The sequence below is a fragment of the Sphingobium sp. Z007 genome (assembly GCF_900013425.1).
GTDB lineage: Bacteria > Pseudomonadota > Alphaproteobacteria > Sphingomonadales > Sphingomonadaceae > Sphingobium.
On record NZ_FBXK01000005.1, the window covers coordinates 1,971,990 to 1,988,570 of the forward strand.

13 protein-coding genes are annotated in these 16,581 nt (G+C 65.0%); 5 read left to right on the forward strand and 8 right to left on the reverse strand.

The window, feature by feature from the left end; translation table 11 throughout:
* Window positions 1-96 precede the first annotated feature (96 nt).
* The 5 genes from CEQ44_RS17550 to CEQ44_RS17570 all read left to right on the forward strand — a co-directional run bounded on the left by CEQ44_RS17550 (window position 97) and on the right by CEQ44_RS17570 (window position 6,366).
* Window positions 97-2,376: an LPS assembly protein LptD gene (locus tag CEQ44_RS17550; RefSeq protein ID WP_176400425.1), complete on the forward strand. Its 2,280-nt coding sequence runs from the start codon at window positions 97-99 to the stop codon at window positions 2,374-2,376.
* Window positions 2,377-2,461: 85 nt separating this feature from the next.
* Entirely contained in the window at window positions 2,462-3,847 is a 1,386-nt protein-coding gene (locus CEQ44_RS17555) for a peptidylprolyl isomerase (RefSeq protein WP_088185575.1), read from the forward strand.
* Window positions 3,825-4,847 carry a 4-hydroxythreonine-4-phosphate dehydrogenase PdxA gene (gene pdxA, locus CEQ44_RS17560; protein WP_088185574.1) on the forward strand — a complete coding sequence of 341 codons (1,023 nt, stop codon included), beginning with the start codon at window positions 3,825-3,827 and terminating at the stop codon, window positions 4,845-4,847. The genes CEQ44_RS17555 and pdxA overlap by 23 nt, the downstream gene beginning before the upstream one ends.
* A complete protein-coding gene (gene rsmA / locus CEQ44_RS17565; protein ID WP_088185573.1) occupies window positions 4,840-5,676 on the forward strand; it encodes a 16S rRNA (adenine(1518)-N(6)/adenine(1519)-N(6))-dimethyltransferase RsmA in 837 nt (278 codons plus the stop codon). Before pdxA ends, rsmA begins: the two co-directional genes overlap by 8 nt.
* Before the next feature lie 138 nt (window positions 5,677-5,814).
* Window positions 5,815-6,366, forward strand: coding sequence for a pseudouridine synthase (locus tag CEQ44_RS17570; protein ID WP_088185572.1), 552 nt, complete (start codon window positions 5,815-5,817; stop codon window positions 6,364-6,366).
* 182 nt (window positions 6,367-6,548) lie between these two features.
* On the opposite strand, the gene CEQ44_RS17580 is transcribed toward CEQ44_RS17570, so the two are convergent.
* From CEQ44_RS17580 to CEQ44_RS17620, 8 genes are all read right to left on the reverse strand, one after another.
* Window positions 6,549-7,700: a cupin domain-containing protein gene (locus tag CEQ44_RS17580; RefSeq protein WP_088185570.1), complete on the reverse strand. Its 1,152-nt coding sequence runs from the start codon at window positions 7,698-7,700 to the stop codon at window positions 6,549-6,551.
* A 100-nt stretch (window positions 7,701-7,800) separates the two neighbouring features.
* Complete coding sequence (locus CEQ44_RS17585; RefSeq protein WP_088185583.1) at window positions 7,801-8,319, reverse strand: hypothetical protein; 519 nt, start codon at window positions 8,317-8,319, stop codon at window positions 7,801-7,803.
* Window positions 8,320-8,411: 92 nt separating this feature from the next.
* The gene (locus CEQ44_RS17590; RefSeq protein ID WP_088185569.1) at window positions 8,412-9,599 is read right to left on the reverse strand and encodes an RsmB/NOP family class I SAM-dependent RNA methyltransferase; all 1,188 of its coding nucleotides are present in this window, start codon (window positions 9,597-9,599) and stop codon (window positions 8,412-8,414) included.
* 149 nt (window positions 9,600-9,748) lie between these two features.
* Entirely contained in the window at window positions 9,749-11,206 is a 1,458-nt protein-coding gene (gene guaB / locus CEQ44_RS17595; RefSeq protein WP_088185568.1) for an IMP dehydrogenase, read from the reverse strand.
* Between the two features lie 1,014 nt (window positions 11,207-12,220).
* Window positions 12,221-14,170 (reverse strand): ATP-dependent zinc metalloprotease FtsH, encoded by a 1,950-nt coding sequence (gene ftsH / locus CEQ44_RS17605; RefSeq protein WP_088189901.1) that lies wholly within the window; start codon window positions 14,168-14,170, stop codon window positions 12,221-12,223.
* Window positions 14,171-14,248: 78 nt separating this feature from the next.
* The gene (locus tag CEQ44_RS17610) at window positions 14,249-14,440 is read right to left on the reverse strand and encodes a hypothetical protein (RefSeq protein WP_088189900.1); all 192 of its coding nucleotides are present in this window, start codon (window positions 14,438-14,440) and stop codon (window positions 14,249-14,251) included.
* A 130-nt stretch (window positions 14,441-14,570) separates the two neighbouring features.
* Window positions 14,571-15,533, reverse strand: coding sequence for a tRNA lysidine(34) synthetase TilS (tilS, locus tag CEQ44_RS17615; RefSeq protein ID WP_088185461.1), 963 nt, complete (start codon window positions 15,531-15,533; stop codon window positions 14,571-14,573).
* On the reverse strand, window positions 15,524-16,528 hold the full coding sequence (locus CEQ44_RS17620; protein ID WP_373438201.1) for a hypothetical protein: 1,005 nt from the start codon (window positions 16,526-16,528) through the stop codon (window positions 15,524-15,526). The genes tilS and CEQ44_RS17620 overlap by 10 nt, the downstream gene beginning before the upstream one ends.
* Window positions 16,529-16,581 lie beyond the last annotated feature (53 nt).

A 16,581-nucleotide genomic window follows, 5' to 3' on the forward strand; every position in this document is an offset into this window, starting at 1 on the left:
AAAGCCGTTCGACCGATTTCCGGGCAAAGATGCGCGACGGGCGATTGCGGACGGGCAATCAGTGCGATAGGCGGGAGCCCAAGATGCGCCCCGTTGATGAGGCCCCACCGCTTGCAAACCGTCCAATTCCCTGTCTCCTTTCGCAATGCCCTGCTGGCCGGCGCGACGCTGTCCGCCTTTCTGCTGGCGCCCGCGGCGCTGGCGCAGCAGCTTAACGAGCCCGTCGCGCCCATCAGCGCGCCCGACGCGCCGATGCCGGGAAATGAAGACCAGATCGGCTTTGCCGCCGATGCGCTGCAATATGACAGCAACAGCGAAGTCGTGACCGCGAACGGAAACGTACAACTGCTGCGCGACGGCAATCGCCTGCGCGCCAATAAGGTCGTGTGGGACCGCACCACCGGCAAGGTCGAGGCGATCGGCAACGTTTCGATCGTCGATCCAGAGGGCAATATCGCCTATGGCGACCGCATCGACGTCACCGATACGCTCAAAGACGGCGCGATCGACAACATATTGCTGGTGCTCCAGTCGGGCGGCCGTCTCGCCTCGGTCAAGGGCACCCGCGCCAACGGCATCTACACCCTCAACCGCGCCGCCTATACCGGCTGTTCGGTGGAAGACAGCCAGGGGTGCCCCAAGGAGCCGACCTGGCAGATCAACGCCGTCAAGGTGGTGTACGACCCCGTCCGCGAGCGCGTCACCTACACCAACGCTAATATCGAACTGTTCGGCCTGCCACTGATCCCGCTGCCCGGCCTGTCGCATCCGGTGGGCGATGGCGGCAGCAGCGGGCTGATGGTGCCCAACCTGCGCTACGACCGCAATAACGGCTTCGAGATCGCGCTGCCCTATTATTTCAAGCTGGCGCCCAATCGCGACCTCACCGTCACGCCGCATGTCTATACCGACACGTTGCCGATGCTGGAGGCCAATTACCGCCATCTCTACGATCGCGGCGCCTATCAGGTCACCGGCTTCATCACCCATGGCAGCCGCGTCGCGACCAGCGATAGTTCGAACACGACCCCGGCCGCGGCTGAAAAGGATATTCGCGGCTATCTCGACGCCAGCGGCAAGATGCAACTGTCGCCAGAATGGAGCCTGGACGGGTCGCTTCGTTTCGCCACCGACCGCACCTTCCTGCGCCGTTACGACATCAGCCGCGACGACCGGCTTCGCTCGACGCTCGGCGCACAGCGGATCGGCGATAACAGCTATTTCTCGATTCGCGGCTGGGCCGTGCAGACCCTGCGCCAGGGCGATTCGCAGGGGCAGACGCCGATCGCGCTGCCGGTGATCGACTATCGCCTGCGGATGAAAGACCCGTTGCTGGGCGGCGTGCTCCAGTTGCAGGCCAACACGCTGGCCATCACCCGCACCAGCGGCCAGGATACGCAGCGCGCCTTTGCCGCCGCCGAATGGAACCTGCGCACGCTGACCGGCCTGGGCCAGGAAGTCACCTTCACCGGTTATCTGCGCGGCGACGTCTATCATAGCAGCGACAATGCGCTGACCTCGGTTATCAGCTATGCCGGCGATCCGGGCTGGCAGGCGCGCGGCATCGCCGCCGCCGCGGTGGACATGCGCTGGCCGTTCGTCGGTGAAGCCTTTGGCGGCATCCAGCGCATCGCCCCGCGCGTCCAGATCGTGGCCGCGCCGCATCTGGCCAATCTGTCGCTCCCCAATGAAGACGCCCGCGCCGTCGATTTGGAGGACAGCAACCTTTTCGCGCTCAATCGTTTCGCGGGCTATGACCGGTTCGAGGATTCAAGCCGTATCACCTATGGCCTGGAATATAGCCTGGCGCTGCCCGACTTTTCGCTCGAAGCCAATGTCGGCCAAAGCTACCGCCTCAACAGCCGCGAAAGCATCCTGCCCGACGGCACGGGTCTGTCTGGCCGTATGTCCGACATCGTCGGCCGCACGACCGTCCGCTACAAAGATTTCGTCGCCCTCACCCACCGCTATCGCGTGGACAAGGACAATTTGGCCGTCCGCCGCAATGAAGTCGATGCGACCGTCGGCACCAAGAAAACCTATGCGATGGTCGGCTATCTGCGGCTCAACCGCGATGTGGCGGCGGGGCTGGAGGATTTGCAGGACCGCGAGGAACTGCGCCTGGGCGGCCGTGTCCAGTTCGCACGCTTCTGGTCGGTGTTCGGATCGACCGTCATCGATCTGACCGATGCGAAGGAAGCCCCGAACAGCATGTCGGACGGCTATGAACCGGTTCGCCACCGCCTCGGTGTCGCCTATGAGGACGACTGCCTGACGCTTGGCCTCACCTGGCGCCGCGACTATCAGGCCAATGGCGACGCGCGAAAGGGCAATGGCTTCCAGCTACGGCTAGCTTTCCGCAATATTGGCATATAAGGAACAGGCTCCCGCCTAACGTCAGGACTGGTTAAGGCGGACCAGCGCATGACGCGCCGGTTCGTATTGGAGATTTTTGCCGACGATGCTGCCTGTCGCTTCCTCGCCCATCAGCCTGTTTCATGGCGTCCGTTCGGGCCTTCGCACCCTGCTCCTGTCTTCGGCGCTGCTCAGTGTCGGCGTCCAGCCGCTTCTCGCCCAGACGGTCGATGACGATGGCGCCGTCGGCGCGCAGCAGCTCAACCTGCCCAAGGACGTGACCGTCTTTGGCAAGAGCGACCCCAATGTCCGCAAGGCGACGGCGATCGTCAACGGCCGGATCATAACGGGCACGGACATCGACCAGCGCCTCGCGCTCATTATCACCGCCAATGGCGGCAAGGTGGAAGAAGCGGAAAAGGAGCGACTGCGCGTGCAGGTTCTGCGCAACCTGATCGACGAAACGCTCCAGATCCAGGAAGCCGCCGCTAACGACATCAAGGTCGATCCGGCCGAAGTGCAGCAAAGCTATGAGCGCGTAGCGGCCAATTTCCGTCAGTCGCCCACCCAGTTCGACGGCTATCTGCGCGAAAAGGGCAGCTCGGCCGCCAGCATCAAGCGCCAGATCGAAGGCGAACTGGCCTGGAGCCGCCTGCAACGCCGCAACATCCAGCCCTTCGTCAACGTGTCGGAAGACGAAGTGAAGTCGGTGATCGACCGCCTCAACGCCGCCAAAGGCGCGGACGAATATCGGATCGGCGAAATCTATCTGTCGGCGACCCCGGAAAATCACGACCAGATCGTCGCGAACGCCCGCAACATCATCGAACAGATTCAAAAGGGCGGCAGCTTCCCCGCCTATGCCCGGCAATTTTCCGAAGCATCGACCGCTGCGGTCGGCGGCGACCTGGGCTGGGTCCGTCCCGCTCAGCTGCCGCCGGAACTGGCGCAGGCCGCGACCGGGATGCAGGTCGGCCAGATCGCCGGCCCGATCGACGTCGCCGGCGGCATTTCGCTGCTCTACGTCATGGACAAGCGCAAGGTGCTGACCGCCGATCCGCGCGATTCGCTGCTCAGCCTGAAACAGCTCTCCGTTCTCTTCCCCAAAGGCACGACCAAGGAACAGGCCAGCGCCAAGGCCGCCAGCTTCGCCGCCGCGATCAAGGAGATCAAGGGTTGCGGCCAGGCCAATGAGGTCGGGTCGAAGATCGGCGCAGACGTGGTGGACAACGACAATGTGAAGGTGCGCGATCTGCCACCCCAGCTGCAGGACATCCTGATGAACCTGCAGGTGGGCCAATCGACCCCGCCCTTCGGGTCGATCGACGACGGCGTGCGCGTGCTGGTGGTCTGTGGCCGCGACGATCCGGTGTCGGCCAATGCGCCCAATGCCGAACAAATCCAGGCCCAGCTGGAAGAAGAAAGGGTCAACAAGCGCGCACGCATCTATCTGCGTGACCTTCGTCGTGATGCGGTCATCGAATATAACTGACGCCGCGCCTCTCGCACCCTTTGCGGTGTCGCTCGGCGATCCCGCCGGGATCGGGCCGGAGATCGTCGCGAAAAGCTGGGTGATGCGCGAAGCGCGCGGCCTGCCGCCCTTCTTCGCGGTGGGCGACGCCGCCTCGCTGCGCGCGGTGTGGCTGGGGCCGATCGCGATGATCGGATCGCCGGAGGAGGCCGCCGGTGCGTTCGGCACGGCGCTCCCCTGCCTCCAGGTCGCCGACGCGGGCGACATCGTGCCGGGCAGCCCCAGCATCGACGGCGCGCGCACCGCTTTCCAGGCGCTCGAAGTTGCTGTCGGCTTGGCCCGACAAGGGTCCGCCGCCGGGATCGTCACCGCGCCGGTGGGCAAGGAACAGCTCTACGGCGTTGGCTTTACCCATCCAGGGCAGACCGAATTTGTCGCCGAACGCTGCGGCGTGTCGCCCCATAATGCGGTGATGATGCTGGCCGGTCCGTCTTTGAAAGTGGTGCCGATCACCATCCATATTCCGCTGGCACAGGTGGCTTCGGCGCTGACGATCGACCTCATCCGCGCCCGCGCACTGACCACCGCCAAGGGATTGCAGCGCAATTTCGGTATCGCCCGCCCCCGCCTCGCCGTGGCGGGCCTCAACCCCCATGCCGGCGAAAATGGCGCGCTCGGCCGGGAAGAGATCGAGGTGATCCGGCCCGCGATCGAACTGCTACGTGAAGACGGCCTCGACATTGTCGGCCCGCTGGCCGCCGACGGCATGTTCCATAGCCGCGCCCGCGAAACCTATGACGCGGCGCTCTGCATGTATCACGACCAGGCGCTGATTCCGATCAAGACGCTCTATTTCGACGAAGGCGTCAACATCACGCTGGGCTTGCCGATCGTGCGCACATCGCCCGACCATGGCACCGCGTTCGGCATCGCCGGCACCGACAGCGCCAATCCCGGCGCGATGATGGCCGCGCTCAAGATGGCGGCCGAAGCCGCCCGCGCCCGCATCGCCCATGGCTGACACCCGTCCCGCCCTGCCGCCGCTCAGGGATGTCATCGCGCGCCATGGCCTCGCCGCCAGCAAGGCGCTGGGCCAGAATTTCCTGCTCGACGAACAACTGCTGGACCGCATAGCCGCCATTCCCGGCGCGCTGACCGACGCCCCGACGTTCGAAGTCGGCCCCGGCCCCGGCGGCCTCACCCGCGCGATCCTGCGCGCTGGCGCAAAGCTGGTCGCTGTCGAGCGGGATCGCCGCTGCCTGCCCGCCCTGGCCGAACTGGAGGAGGCCTTTCCCGGCCAGTTGCGCGTCATTTCCGGTGATGCGATGGCGATCGACGCCCATGCCGAGGCGGGGACAGGTGCCCATATCATAGCCAACCTGCCCTATAATGTCGGCACGCCGCTACTGGTCGGCTGGCTGTCCGCCGATTGGTCGCCGCTGCCCTGGTGGTCCAGCCTGACGCTGATGTTCCAGATGGAGGTGGCCGAGCGTATCGTCGCCAAGGCCGGCTCTGACCATTATGGCCGCCTTGCCGTCCTGTCCCAATGGCGCAGCGACGCGAAGATCGCGATGAAGGTGCATCGCAGCGCCTTCACCCCCCCGCCCAAGGTGATGTCGGCCGTGGTCCACATCACCCCCAAGCCCGCGCCTGAGGGCGTGCAGCTCAAATATCTCGAACGCCTCACCGCCGCCGCCTTCGGCCAGCGCCGCAAGATGATGCGCCAGAGCCTCAAGGGCCTGCCCGGCGCGCTCGAAGCACTGGACAGCCTCGGCATCGACCCGCAACGCCGCGCCGAAACCGTCAGCGTCGAGGAATTTGTCGATATCGCCCGGATATTGAGCCGTTAAACAACCTTCATCCGTTCGCTTCGAGCGCAGTCGAGAAGCGGGTAGCGCCGCACGAGCGTTTAGCTGCGCTGAACTCGGCTTTGCTTCGTTTCTCGACTGCGCTCGAAGCGAACGGCTATCTTTCCGACTGGAACCCCCATGTCCCGCCTGATCCTGTTCAACAAACCCTATGACATGCTGTCGCAATTCACCGATCGCGGCACCGACACCGCGCGCGCGACCCTGTCGGACTGCATCGCCGTGCCGGGCGTCTATCCCGCCGGTCGACTGGACCGCGACAGCGAGGGCTTGCTGTTGCTGACCGACGACGGCCGCCTGCAATCGCGCATCGCCGATCCCAAATATAAGACCGCGAAAACCTATCTGGCCCAGGTAGAGGGCGACGTCACCGACGACGCGATTGCCACGCTCCGCCGCGGCGTGGATTTGAAGGACGGTCTTACCGGCCCGGCCGATGTCGAACGGATCGACGCGCCCGACCTCTGGCCCCGGAACCCGCCGATCCGGGTGCGCAAAGCGATTCCCGACAGCTGGATCAGCCTCACCATCCGCGAAGGCCGCAATCGGCAGGTCCGCCGCATGACCGCCGCGGTCGGCCATCCCACCTTGCGCCTTGTGCGCTGGCGCATCGGCGACTGGACGCTCGATGGCCTACAACCGGGCGAGTGGCGTGAGGTTCAGGTCGGCTGATCGCCCCCGCCGGGCCGGATCAGGCGCTTGCCCTTAGTCCGGCTGGTCAGATGATAGTGGCCGCACCGGTCGCAACGATAGAAACGCAGCGGCACGCTGCCCGCCAACGCCGCCGACAGGGCGGCCTCCTGCGACCCGAACCGCCACTTGCGCGCACAGATCCTCAGCCGCGTGCGGATCGCTCAATCCTCAGCCAGGAAACTGACGCTGCCTTCATTATAGAGGGTCGTCACCAATGCCATCGCCGCGTCAGCACCGCTCAAGGCCGGATCGATCACGATGCTGTCCGCCGCACAAATCTGCTGTGCCAGCACCGCCACATCGCCGCTGCAATCATGGCTCTCGCCATCGACGAAGAACGTCACCGCGCCATCCCCCGCCGCCACGAAGGCGAAGCGGCTCGCCGGATTGCGGCACAGGGCGACGCCCTCCGCCACCAATGCCTGCACATGATCGACCGCGATCGGCTCTTCAGGCCGGAAGTCCAGTTCGGGATATTTGCGCTCGCTATTATATTCACCAAACCACCGCGCAAAGGCAGCCCGGTCGTTCAAAGCCTTCGCTACCATCGCCTGCAACCGCGCCAGGGCCGCCGCGCCAATCTCGCCCGGATTGGCCTGCCTCGTCAGGTCCGGGTCGGCATAGCGGTCGTCATCCTCCATGCCGCCGACGATATGGGCGCAAAATTGCTCGACCAGTTCGCTGCGCGATGGTGCACGAAAACCGACCGAATAGGTCATGCAGTCATCCCCCACGGCGACGCCATTATGCGCCACCCCCGGCGGGACATAGAGGATGTCGCCCGGCTCCAGCACCCATTCGGCTTCGGGCTGGAAATCGGCGAGCAGACGCAAGTCCTCATGCAGCAGCAGAGGCGTATCGGCATCGCACCGTCCGCCGACCTGCCAACGCCGCCGGCCCAGCCCCTGGACCAGGAACACGTCATATTGGTCGTAATGCGCGCCCACGCCGCCGCCATCGGTGGCGTAGCTGACCATCACATCGTCGATCCGCCAGTTGGGAATGAAGCGGAACGGCGCGACTAGCGCCGCGACTTGCGGCGCATGCATGTCCACCGCCTGCACCAGCAGCGTCCAGGGGCTACGCTCCATCGCGCCGAACCGGTCTTCTGGCAGCGGCCCATGTTCGACCATCCAACGCCCGTCGCCCTGGCCGATCAGCCGGGATTCCACGCCTTCCTCGCAGGCCAGGCCCGCCAGTTCATCCGGTTCCAGCGGGTTCACCCACGCCGCCCACGGATTGCGGATCAGCAGCGGCTTTTTCTGCCAATAGTCGCGCAGGAACAGGTCGGCGTCGAAATCTGTGAAGTGCATGGGTCGTCCGCGGTTCAGCGGCGCGCCTCATGCACCCGCCCGACCGGCCTTGCCGCGCGACGCCCACGAAGTCAAAGCGCGCGGCGCAGGTCCGTCATATTCAGGGCGTTTGCGTCGGCGCGGCCTTGGGCACGGTCACCGCGTCCTTGCTCGTCATCGCAACGGCGGGCGGCCCCTTCTGGATCGCCGCGGCCAGCTTGCCGACCGGGGCGCAGTCGCTCTTGCACAAGGCCTGCGCCTGCGCGAGCACCTCTTTGGCGCGGGCTAGCGCGCCCTTTTCGACCATCGCCTCGCCCTGCCCGGCCAGGGCGGCGACGTCGGTGGGGTCGAGCAGCAGCGCTTCCTTGTAGAGGCGGATCGCCTTGCCCTGAAGCCCCTGCGCGCGTGCGACCTCGGCCAGTTCGACAAAGGCGGCGCGGTTACGCGGATCGATCGCCAGCGCGCTTTCCAGCGCATCGTTCGCGCCTTCCAGATTGCCGGCCTTGTGCGCGGCCTCGCCCGCCTTCTGCCATTCGACCGACTGCGGGCTGATCTGACTGTCGGGCTTCTGGCTCAGGCCCACGCTCGACACGGTGGTCAGGACGACGGCGAGCGCAATCGAGGCGGGGGTAAAACGCATTACTATCTCCAGCCATGTTTCAGGCGCTGATTTCGGCCCATAGCCCACGCCCCGACTGTCGCGATTTTGCGGGCGCTTGTCCATGGCCTGTTTCACGCCCCCCGGCGCAGCCGCGCAAAGAAGAAGCCATCGCTGCCGTCATGCCCCGGCGTCAGCAGCCGCCCGGCGCCATGGGCGCGGCCGACGGGCAGGTCGATCGGCTCCGCCGTCCACCCCGCATGGCGCGCCAGAAAGGCGTCTATCTGCCCGCGCCCTTCGCGCTCGGTCAGCGCGCAGGTCGCATAGACCAGCGCCCCGCCCGGTGCCAGCAAGGGCGCTGCAAAATCGAGGATGCGGGCCTGTTCCGCGACCAGCCGATCGAGCCGCGCGGGCGTCAGCCGCCAGCGCGCCTCCGGGTTGCGCCGCCAGGTGCCGGTGCCCGAACAGGGCGCATCGACCAGCACGACATCCACCTGGGCCTTCAGGCTCTCCAGTCCCCGCGCCTCATGGCTCTGGTCCAGCAACATCGTCTCGATAAAGGTCGCGCCCGCCCGCGCCGCGCGCGGTTCCAGCCGCGCCAGCCGCGACCGGATCGTGTCGGCAGCGATCAATGTCCCCCGACCTGCCACTGGCCCGCCCATCGCCGCCGCCAACGCCAGCGTCTTGCCGCCCGCCCCTGCGCACAGATCGACCACCGTCATGCCCGGCTGCACCCCGCACGCCGCCGCTATCCACTGGCTGCCCGCGTCTTGCACCTCGACCAGCCCGTCCTTCCACGCCGCCTGCTGTTCGACCGGAAAGCCTTCCGGCAGGCGCAAGCCGTCCGGCAGGCCAGCGATTGGCACCGCATCGGGCAGCAAGGGCGCGACCGCTTCCAGCGTCGCCTTCAACCGATTGACGCGCAAATCGACTGGCGCGCGGCCCAACAGCGCATCCTGCTCCACTTTCTCCGCCAATAGCGGTTGCAACCAGCCCGGCACCGCGCCGGCGGCCGCGCCCGTCTCGCCCGGCTCGATCGGCAAGGGGGCATGAGTCGATCCATCGAACAGCGCAGCGACCTCGGGCCGCTCCAGCGCCAGCCCGATCATCGCGGCACGCCCGGTTTCGGGCCGCTCAGCCGCGCGGCGGATCGCATCATAGACATGATCGCGCACCGCCCGCCGATCCCGCGACCCGGCATAGCGCCGCTCCTTGAAATAGCGCGCGATCAGCGTATCGGCCGCCGGCCCGCCATCGCGCGCCGACGCGATGATGGCGTCCAGCAAATCGATCGCGGCCTGGATACGGGCGGAGGGTGTCATACCGTTCTTCCCCCCTCCCTTTTAAGGGAGGGGCCGGGGGTGGGTGCGAGCGAAGCGAGCCTTGCTTCTTCGATATGGGCAGAAGCACCGCTGCGCGGCGCACCCACCCCTAACCCCTCCCTTAAAAGGGAGGGGGATTAAGAAAAGGCTTACCGCGTCGGATAATTGGGCGCTTCCCGCGTGATCGTCACATCATGGACATGGCTTTCCGAAAGCCCGGCATTGGTGATCTGCACGAAGCGCGCGCGTTCCTGCAAATCCTTGATCGTCGCGCTGCCGGTATAGCCCATCGCCGCCTTCACGCCGCCGACCAGCTGATGAATCACATCCTTAGCCGGCCCCTTGAACGGCACCTGGCCTTCGATCCCTTCGGGCACCAGCTTCATCTGGTCCTTGATATCCGCCTGGAAATAGCGGTCGGCGGACCCCCGCGCCATCGCGCCGACGCTGCCCATGCCGCGATAGCTCTTATAGGCGCGGCCCTGATAGAGGAACGTCTCGCCCGGCGCTTCGGCGGTGCCGGCCAGCAGCGATCCGACCATGACACAACCCGCGCCCGCCGCCAGCGCCTTGGCCAGGTCTCCGCTCGTGCGCAGCCCACCGTCCGCGATTACCGGTACGCCATGCTTGGCGGCTTCCTCAGCCGAATCCATGACCGCGGTCAACTGCGGCACGCCCACCCCCGCAACGACGCGCGTGGTGCAGATCGACCCTGGCCCGATGCCCACCTTCACGCAATCCGCGCCTGCACCGATCAGCGCCTTGGTCGCTTCGGCAGTGGCGACATTGCCCGCGACCACCTGCACATGGTTGGACAGCTTCTTGACCGCTTCGACCGCAGCGGACACTTGGCGGCTATGCCCATGGGCGGTGTCGATGACGATCAGATCGCATTCCGCGTCGATCAGCGCGCGGCTCCGCTCCAACCCCGTTTCGCCCACAGTCGTTGCGGCGGCGACGCGCAGGCGGCCGGTGCCGTCCTTGGTCGCCTGCGGATAGGTGACCGCCTTCTCGATATCCTTGACCGTGATGAGGCCAACGCAATGATAGCCTGCATCCACCACCAGCAGCTTTTCGATCCGGCGCTGATGCAGCAAACGCTGCGCCTCTTCCTGCCCCACGCCGACCTTGACCGTGGCCAGATTATCCTTGGTCATCAGCTCGCTGACCGGCTGCTTGGGATTTTCGGCAAAGCGTGTGTCGCGATGGGTCAATATGCCGACCAGCTTCCCGTTCGCCTCCACCACCGGAATCCCGCTGATCCTGTGCTTCTGCATCAACATCTGCGCATCGGCCAACGTCGCGGTGGGCAGGATCGTGATCGGGTTGACCACCATGCCGCTTTCGAACCGCTTCACTGCGCGCACCGCATCCGCCTGCTCCTCGACGGTCATGTTCCGGTGCAGCACGCCGATCCCGCCCAACTGCGCCATCACGATCGCCATGTCGGCTTCCGTTACCGTGTCCATCGCCGACGACAGGATAGGGATGTTCAGCTTGATCTCGCGCGTGACGAAGGTGGACGTGTCCGCCTGGCTGGGCAGCACATCGGATTCGCCGGGCTGCAACAGCACGTCGTCAAAGGTGAGGCCAAGGCGGATGTCCATGGAAAAAGCCACTTTCTGCTGCGGAACCGACGCCGAAAAAGACAGCGCTTCCGGGGGATTTGTGGCGGCCCATGTAACCACTATGGCCGCGGACGGCCAGACCCTTTGGGGGATTTTATTACGGAAGGGGGATGGAGGGAGAGACCCGCCTTTTCAGCTCACCTACAGGCAGAGCGCAAATGTCGGCACCATTCCTGTACCATCGTCATTGCGAGCGAAGCGAAGCAATCCATGCGTACGCCAGTGGATTGCTTCGCTTCGCTCGCAATGACGAAAATGGGGTGGAAGCGGACTGGCGGATTTGTGCGAGGCTTCTCGCCAAAAAAGACGTTAAAATTCCGTCACCCCAGCGAAGGCTGGGGTCTCGTGCGCGGGCACCCAGCGGTTGAACATCGCACTTACTCCAACGTGGCGCACCGTCGCCTGAGACCCCAGCCTTCGCTGGGGTGACGGTAGCGGGGCATCCGCCTGCCGGCCATTCAACCTGCTGCTGTAGGTCCATCTTTGGTAGGTTCGGGACCGGCAACTTTCGGTGATGCCCTATGGCTTCCTTGCGCCAAGCGCACGAAATATCATATGCCCCGCGAGACGAGTAGCTAGCGCGCCAAGACAGATAATAGGCGCGATCCAGATTATTTGCTGATCCCATCCCCAGCCTAGATTCAGGATCACGTCCGCCACAGTCACCATCCACATAAAGAACGCCACTATTGCTACCAGAAGGCAAGTGCCGCTGAAATGGCCAATGATCCTGCGGCTATAGCGGTTCATATCCATTCTCGCCCTGCTCCATGCATCGAAGCGATCAGCGATCTTTCGAAAAGGGTCGTTCGTCATAGCTCTGCCTATGCTCCCGCGACAGGTTATGAGACAGGAGCCCAATGTCCGCTAGTGGGAACCGAGATTTCAAACACGAACGGCCAGAAATGGTCGCTTTCAGCCCCTTAACGCTGACCACAGAAAAAAGGGCGCAGCCTCAGCCACGCCCCCTTTCCCTAACTCAAACCGAAACCCTCAAGCCCCGGCAGGCGAAGCCTCGCCAAAAGGCCCCTTGCGCTTGCGGATGCGTGGGATCGAAGACCCCGCCGCTGGGATCACCGATGGCTTAATCGTCGTGCCGTCGTCGCGGGTGATCTCGCCCTTTTCCAACAGCGCCCGGATTTCCTCGCCGCTCAGCGTTTCATATTCCAGCATGGCGTTCGCCAGCAGGTGCAACTGGTCCTCATGACCCGTCAGCAACTCCTGCGCGCGCTTATAGCCCTGCTCCACCAGCCCGCGGATTTCCGCGTCGATCAGCTTAGCCGTCTCGTCCGACATATGGGTGCGCTGGCTCTGCGAGTAGCCCAGGAACGTCTCACCCTGCTGCTCTTCATATTGCAACGGCCCCAGCTTATCGGACATGCCCCACTGGGTGACCATGTCGCGCGCCAGCTTGGTGGCGTACTGGATGTCCCCCGATGCGCCGCTCGACACCTTGTCATAGCCGAAGATAATCTCTTCGGCCACACGCCCGCCCATGGCGACGGCCATGTTCGCGTGCATCTTGTCGCGGTGATAGCTGTAGCTGTCGCGTTCGGGCAAGCGCATCACCATGCCCAGCGCACGGCCGCGCGGGATGATCGTCGCCTTGTGGATCGGGTCGGACGCGGGTTCATGCACCGACACGATGGCGTGACCGGCCTCATGATAGGCGGTCATCTTCTTCTCGTCGTCGGTCATGACCATGGAGCGGCGTTCCGCGCCCATCATAACCTTGTCCTTCGCGGACTCGAACTCGCTCATCGCGACCAGCCGCTTGCCACGCCGCGCCGCCGTCAGCGCCGCTTCGTTGACCAGATTGGCCAAGTCCGCGCCGGAAAAACCGGGCGTGCCGCGCGCGATCGTGCGCGGCTCGACGTCGGGTGCCAGCGGCACCTTCTTCATGTGCACGGCCAGAATCTTCTCGCGCCCATCGATGTCGGGACGGGGCACGACGACCTGGCGATCGAAGCGACCGGGACGCAGCAGCGCCGGGTCCAGCACGTCGGGGCGGTTGGTGGCCGCCACGATGATGATGCCCTCATTGGCCTCGAAACCGTCCATCTCGACCAGCAATTGGTTCAGCGTCTGCTCGCGCTCGTCATTGCCATTGCCCAGACCCGCGCCACGATGGCGGCCGACCGCGTCGATTTCATCGATGAAGACGATGCACGGCGCGTTCTTCTTGGCCTGTTCGAACATGTCGCGCACGCGGCTCGCGCCAACGCCCACGAACATCTCAACGAAGTCGGAACCAGAAATGGTGAAGAAAGGCACGCCCGCCTCCCCCGCGATCGCGCGAGCCAGCAGCGTCTTGCCGGTGCCAGGCGAACCGACCAGCAACGCGCCCTTGGGAATTTTGCCGCCCAGACGCGCGAACTTCGTCGGGTCTTTCAGGAATTCGACAATCTCTTCCAATTCTTCGCGGGCTTCATCGATGCCCGCAACGTCCTGGAACGTCACCTTGCCATGCTTTTCGGTCAGCAGCTTGGCCTTGGACTTGCCAAAACCCATAGCGCCGCCCGCGCCGCCGCCCTTCTGCATCTGGCGCAACACGAAAAAGGCGATGCCCAGGATCAGCAGAAACGGCAGCGATTGATAGATGAGGATCTGCCAAAAGCTGGGCTGATCCTGCGCCTGGCCCGAATATTTGACGTTATAGTCGTCCAACAAGCCGGTCAGGCCAGGATCATTGACCGGCACCGTGGTGAACTTCTGCCCGCTCGACAATGTGCCGCTGATCTTGTCCGGCGCAATCGCGACGTCCTTGACCTGGCCTTCCTGCACTTTGGAGCGGAACTCGGAATAGGCGATGCCCGACCCCGCACTGGATGCGGTCCGGCTGTCGAACAGCGACACGAACATCAGCAGGGCGACGATCACGCCCGCCCAAATCATGGCGCTCTTGATCCAGGGGTTGCCCGGCGGGTCTTTTTCGTCGTTCATCATCACTCGCTTTCAACGGCCAAGATAGGGCGCATCAGCAAAAGCGCAAGCAGGCCCCGTCGCGCCCCGGCCGCTATTTCATGCGTCGCCGATAAGGCGCAGCGCTATGTACATAAGCGCGAGCGCCAATCCGCCCGACAGGCCACACAGAAGATAGCCGATATAAAGCAGGAGTGGCGGATGCGCCCGCCCCCGCCTGCGATTACGCTGCGCCGCCGAAAGGATGACACTGGCCAACAGGCCATAGGTCAGGGCCGCAAACTCCACCATGCACCAGATTCCCCGCTAGAAAGGTCGCATGATAGCTATCAAAACCCTTAAAGACAGGTCATTGCGCCGCGTCAAATCGGCGAACTGTGGGGCTATCACGACAATATGTGGAACTTTTGCGTAACAATATCTAGCGCGTGCGGCGTGGCGGCGCTGGATACAGAGTCCACTTTGCTCCACCCTCCACCAGCCAGTCGCCAACGCTCGCTTTTCCACCAGCGGCGGCGGCGGCGATGGCGCGATCCAAACTATCGCCGCGCGGTGGCGGCGCGCCCGCTCGATCCAGCATGAGCAGCAGCAATCGCCGTAGATATTCGCGCGGCAAGTCGGTACGCTCCAGCCGCCAGCTGCCCCCGTCCACCCGCACATGCGCCTGCGCCAGCATCGCCACGCTCCACGCAATCGCCTCATCCGACTCCGCAAGGGCCGCGGCGCTGCGCGCAGCCGCCTCGACATCCAGCCAGGGCGCCTGCGCCAACGCCGCCCGCAACGCCGCCCGGTCGAAGCGCGGATCGGCATTGGACGGATCATGGACATGGGGCAGCCCTTCCGCATCGACAAGCGCCTGCAACGCCGCCTTGCGCACGCCCAGCAGCGGCCGGATCACCCGGCCCGAACCCCCGTCCGATCGCGCCCGCACCCCTGCCAGCCCGCCCACGCCCGATCCGCGATTGAGCCGCATCACCATGGTTTCCAGCTGGTCGTCGGCATGATGGGCGGTCAGTATCCAGTCGATCCCTTGCGCGCGCCGCCACGCCTCGATCAACCCATAGCGTAGCGCCCGCGCCCATGCCTGGACATTACCCGTAACCGGCCGGTCGGGGGTCAGCGTCGCATGGGCTATCCCCTGATCGGCGCACCAGCGCGCGACCATGGCCGCCTCCTCCGCCGACTCCGCGCGCAATTCATGATCGACCGTCACCGCCGCAACCCGCCCCGGCCAGGCGCGGGCGGCCAGCCACAGCAGCGCCATACTGTCCGGCCCGCCCGAAACCGCGACGCCGAACCGGGCTACGGACACATCCCCGACCAGCGCCCGCGTCGCAGCGTCCAGCCGCGCTACCAGCGCGGTCGCATCGTTGCTCAGCTGCACTTCGCTTTCGCGCGGCCCGCGGTCATCAGGCCGCGCAGGGTGGAGGACAGATTGTCGCCATAGACCTGTTCCAACTCCTGATAGACTTTGCAGGCGTCGGCGGGCTTTTTGAGCTGGATCAGCGCGTCGCCCAGATAGGCCAGGCTATCGGGCGCGCGGTCGCCGCGCGGGCGCTTCTGGTAATTTTCATAAAAGGCGACCGACGCCAGCGCCGGCTTGCCATCGTCCAGATAGGCGCGGCCCAGCAGGTTCTGCGCCTTGCTGGCGACTGGGCTTGCGCCGTATTTCTCGACCGTCGCCTTCAACTGGGCCTGTGCTTCAGGATAGAATTTGGCGTCCCACAGCCGATAGCCATAATTATAGGCGTCGCTGGCAGCATCGCCGGTGTCGGGCCGCTCCACCGCCGCGACGGCGGCCTTGCGCGCTTCGCTGGCGACCGGCGGCGCGGCGGCAGGCGCTGGTTTGGGCGGTGCGGGTTTGGGTGCTGCGGCCACCGGCGCAGGCTCCGCCGGCACGGACGCAGACGGCCGGGGTGTCGGCGCTGCGACGGGCGCAGGCTCGGCCTGACGCGCGTCATTCTCTGCCTTATATTTGTTGAACGCTTCCTCCAGCTGGCGGAGCTTGTAGCTATTCTCCTCCACCTGGCCGGTGATCGACGCAAGCTGCGATTCCAGCGCACCGACGCGCGACGTCAAGTCCGCGATCGGCGTGGAGGCGGGCGATCCGGGCGCGATCGTGGGCGTGACGGGACGGCTGATTTCCGCCTCGATCGGGGTGCCGGCGGGAAACACCTTGCGCTGCACGGCGCGCATTTCCTTTTCCAGCCGATCCACCCTGACTTCAACCGGCGCATTCTGCGCCGCGGCGGGCAGAGTCATGACAGGCGAGGCCATGACAGGCAGGGCGACGGCCAGCAGGACCGCCGTTGTCGCAAGAAAGGCGTTACTACGCATGATGATCCCCGACTGATATTTCTGGTGGATTGATTTTGACATTTGCATCCCTTGGCGGCTGGGATGGGTCTGCAAATGTCGAAATCGTAAAATCC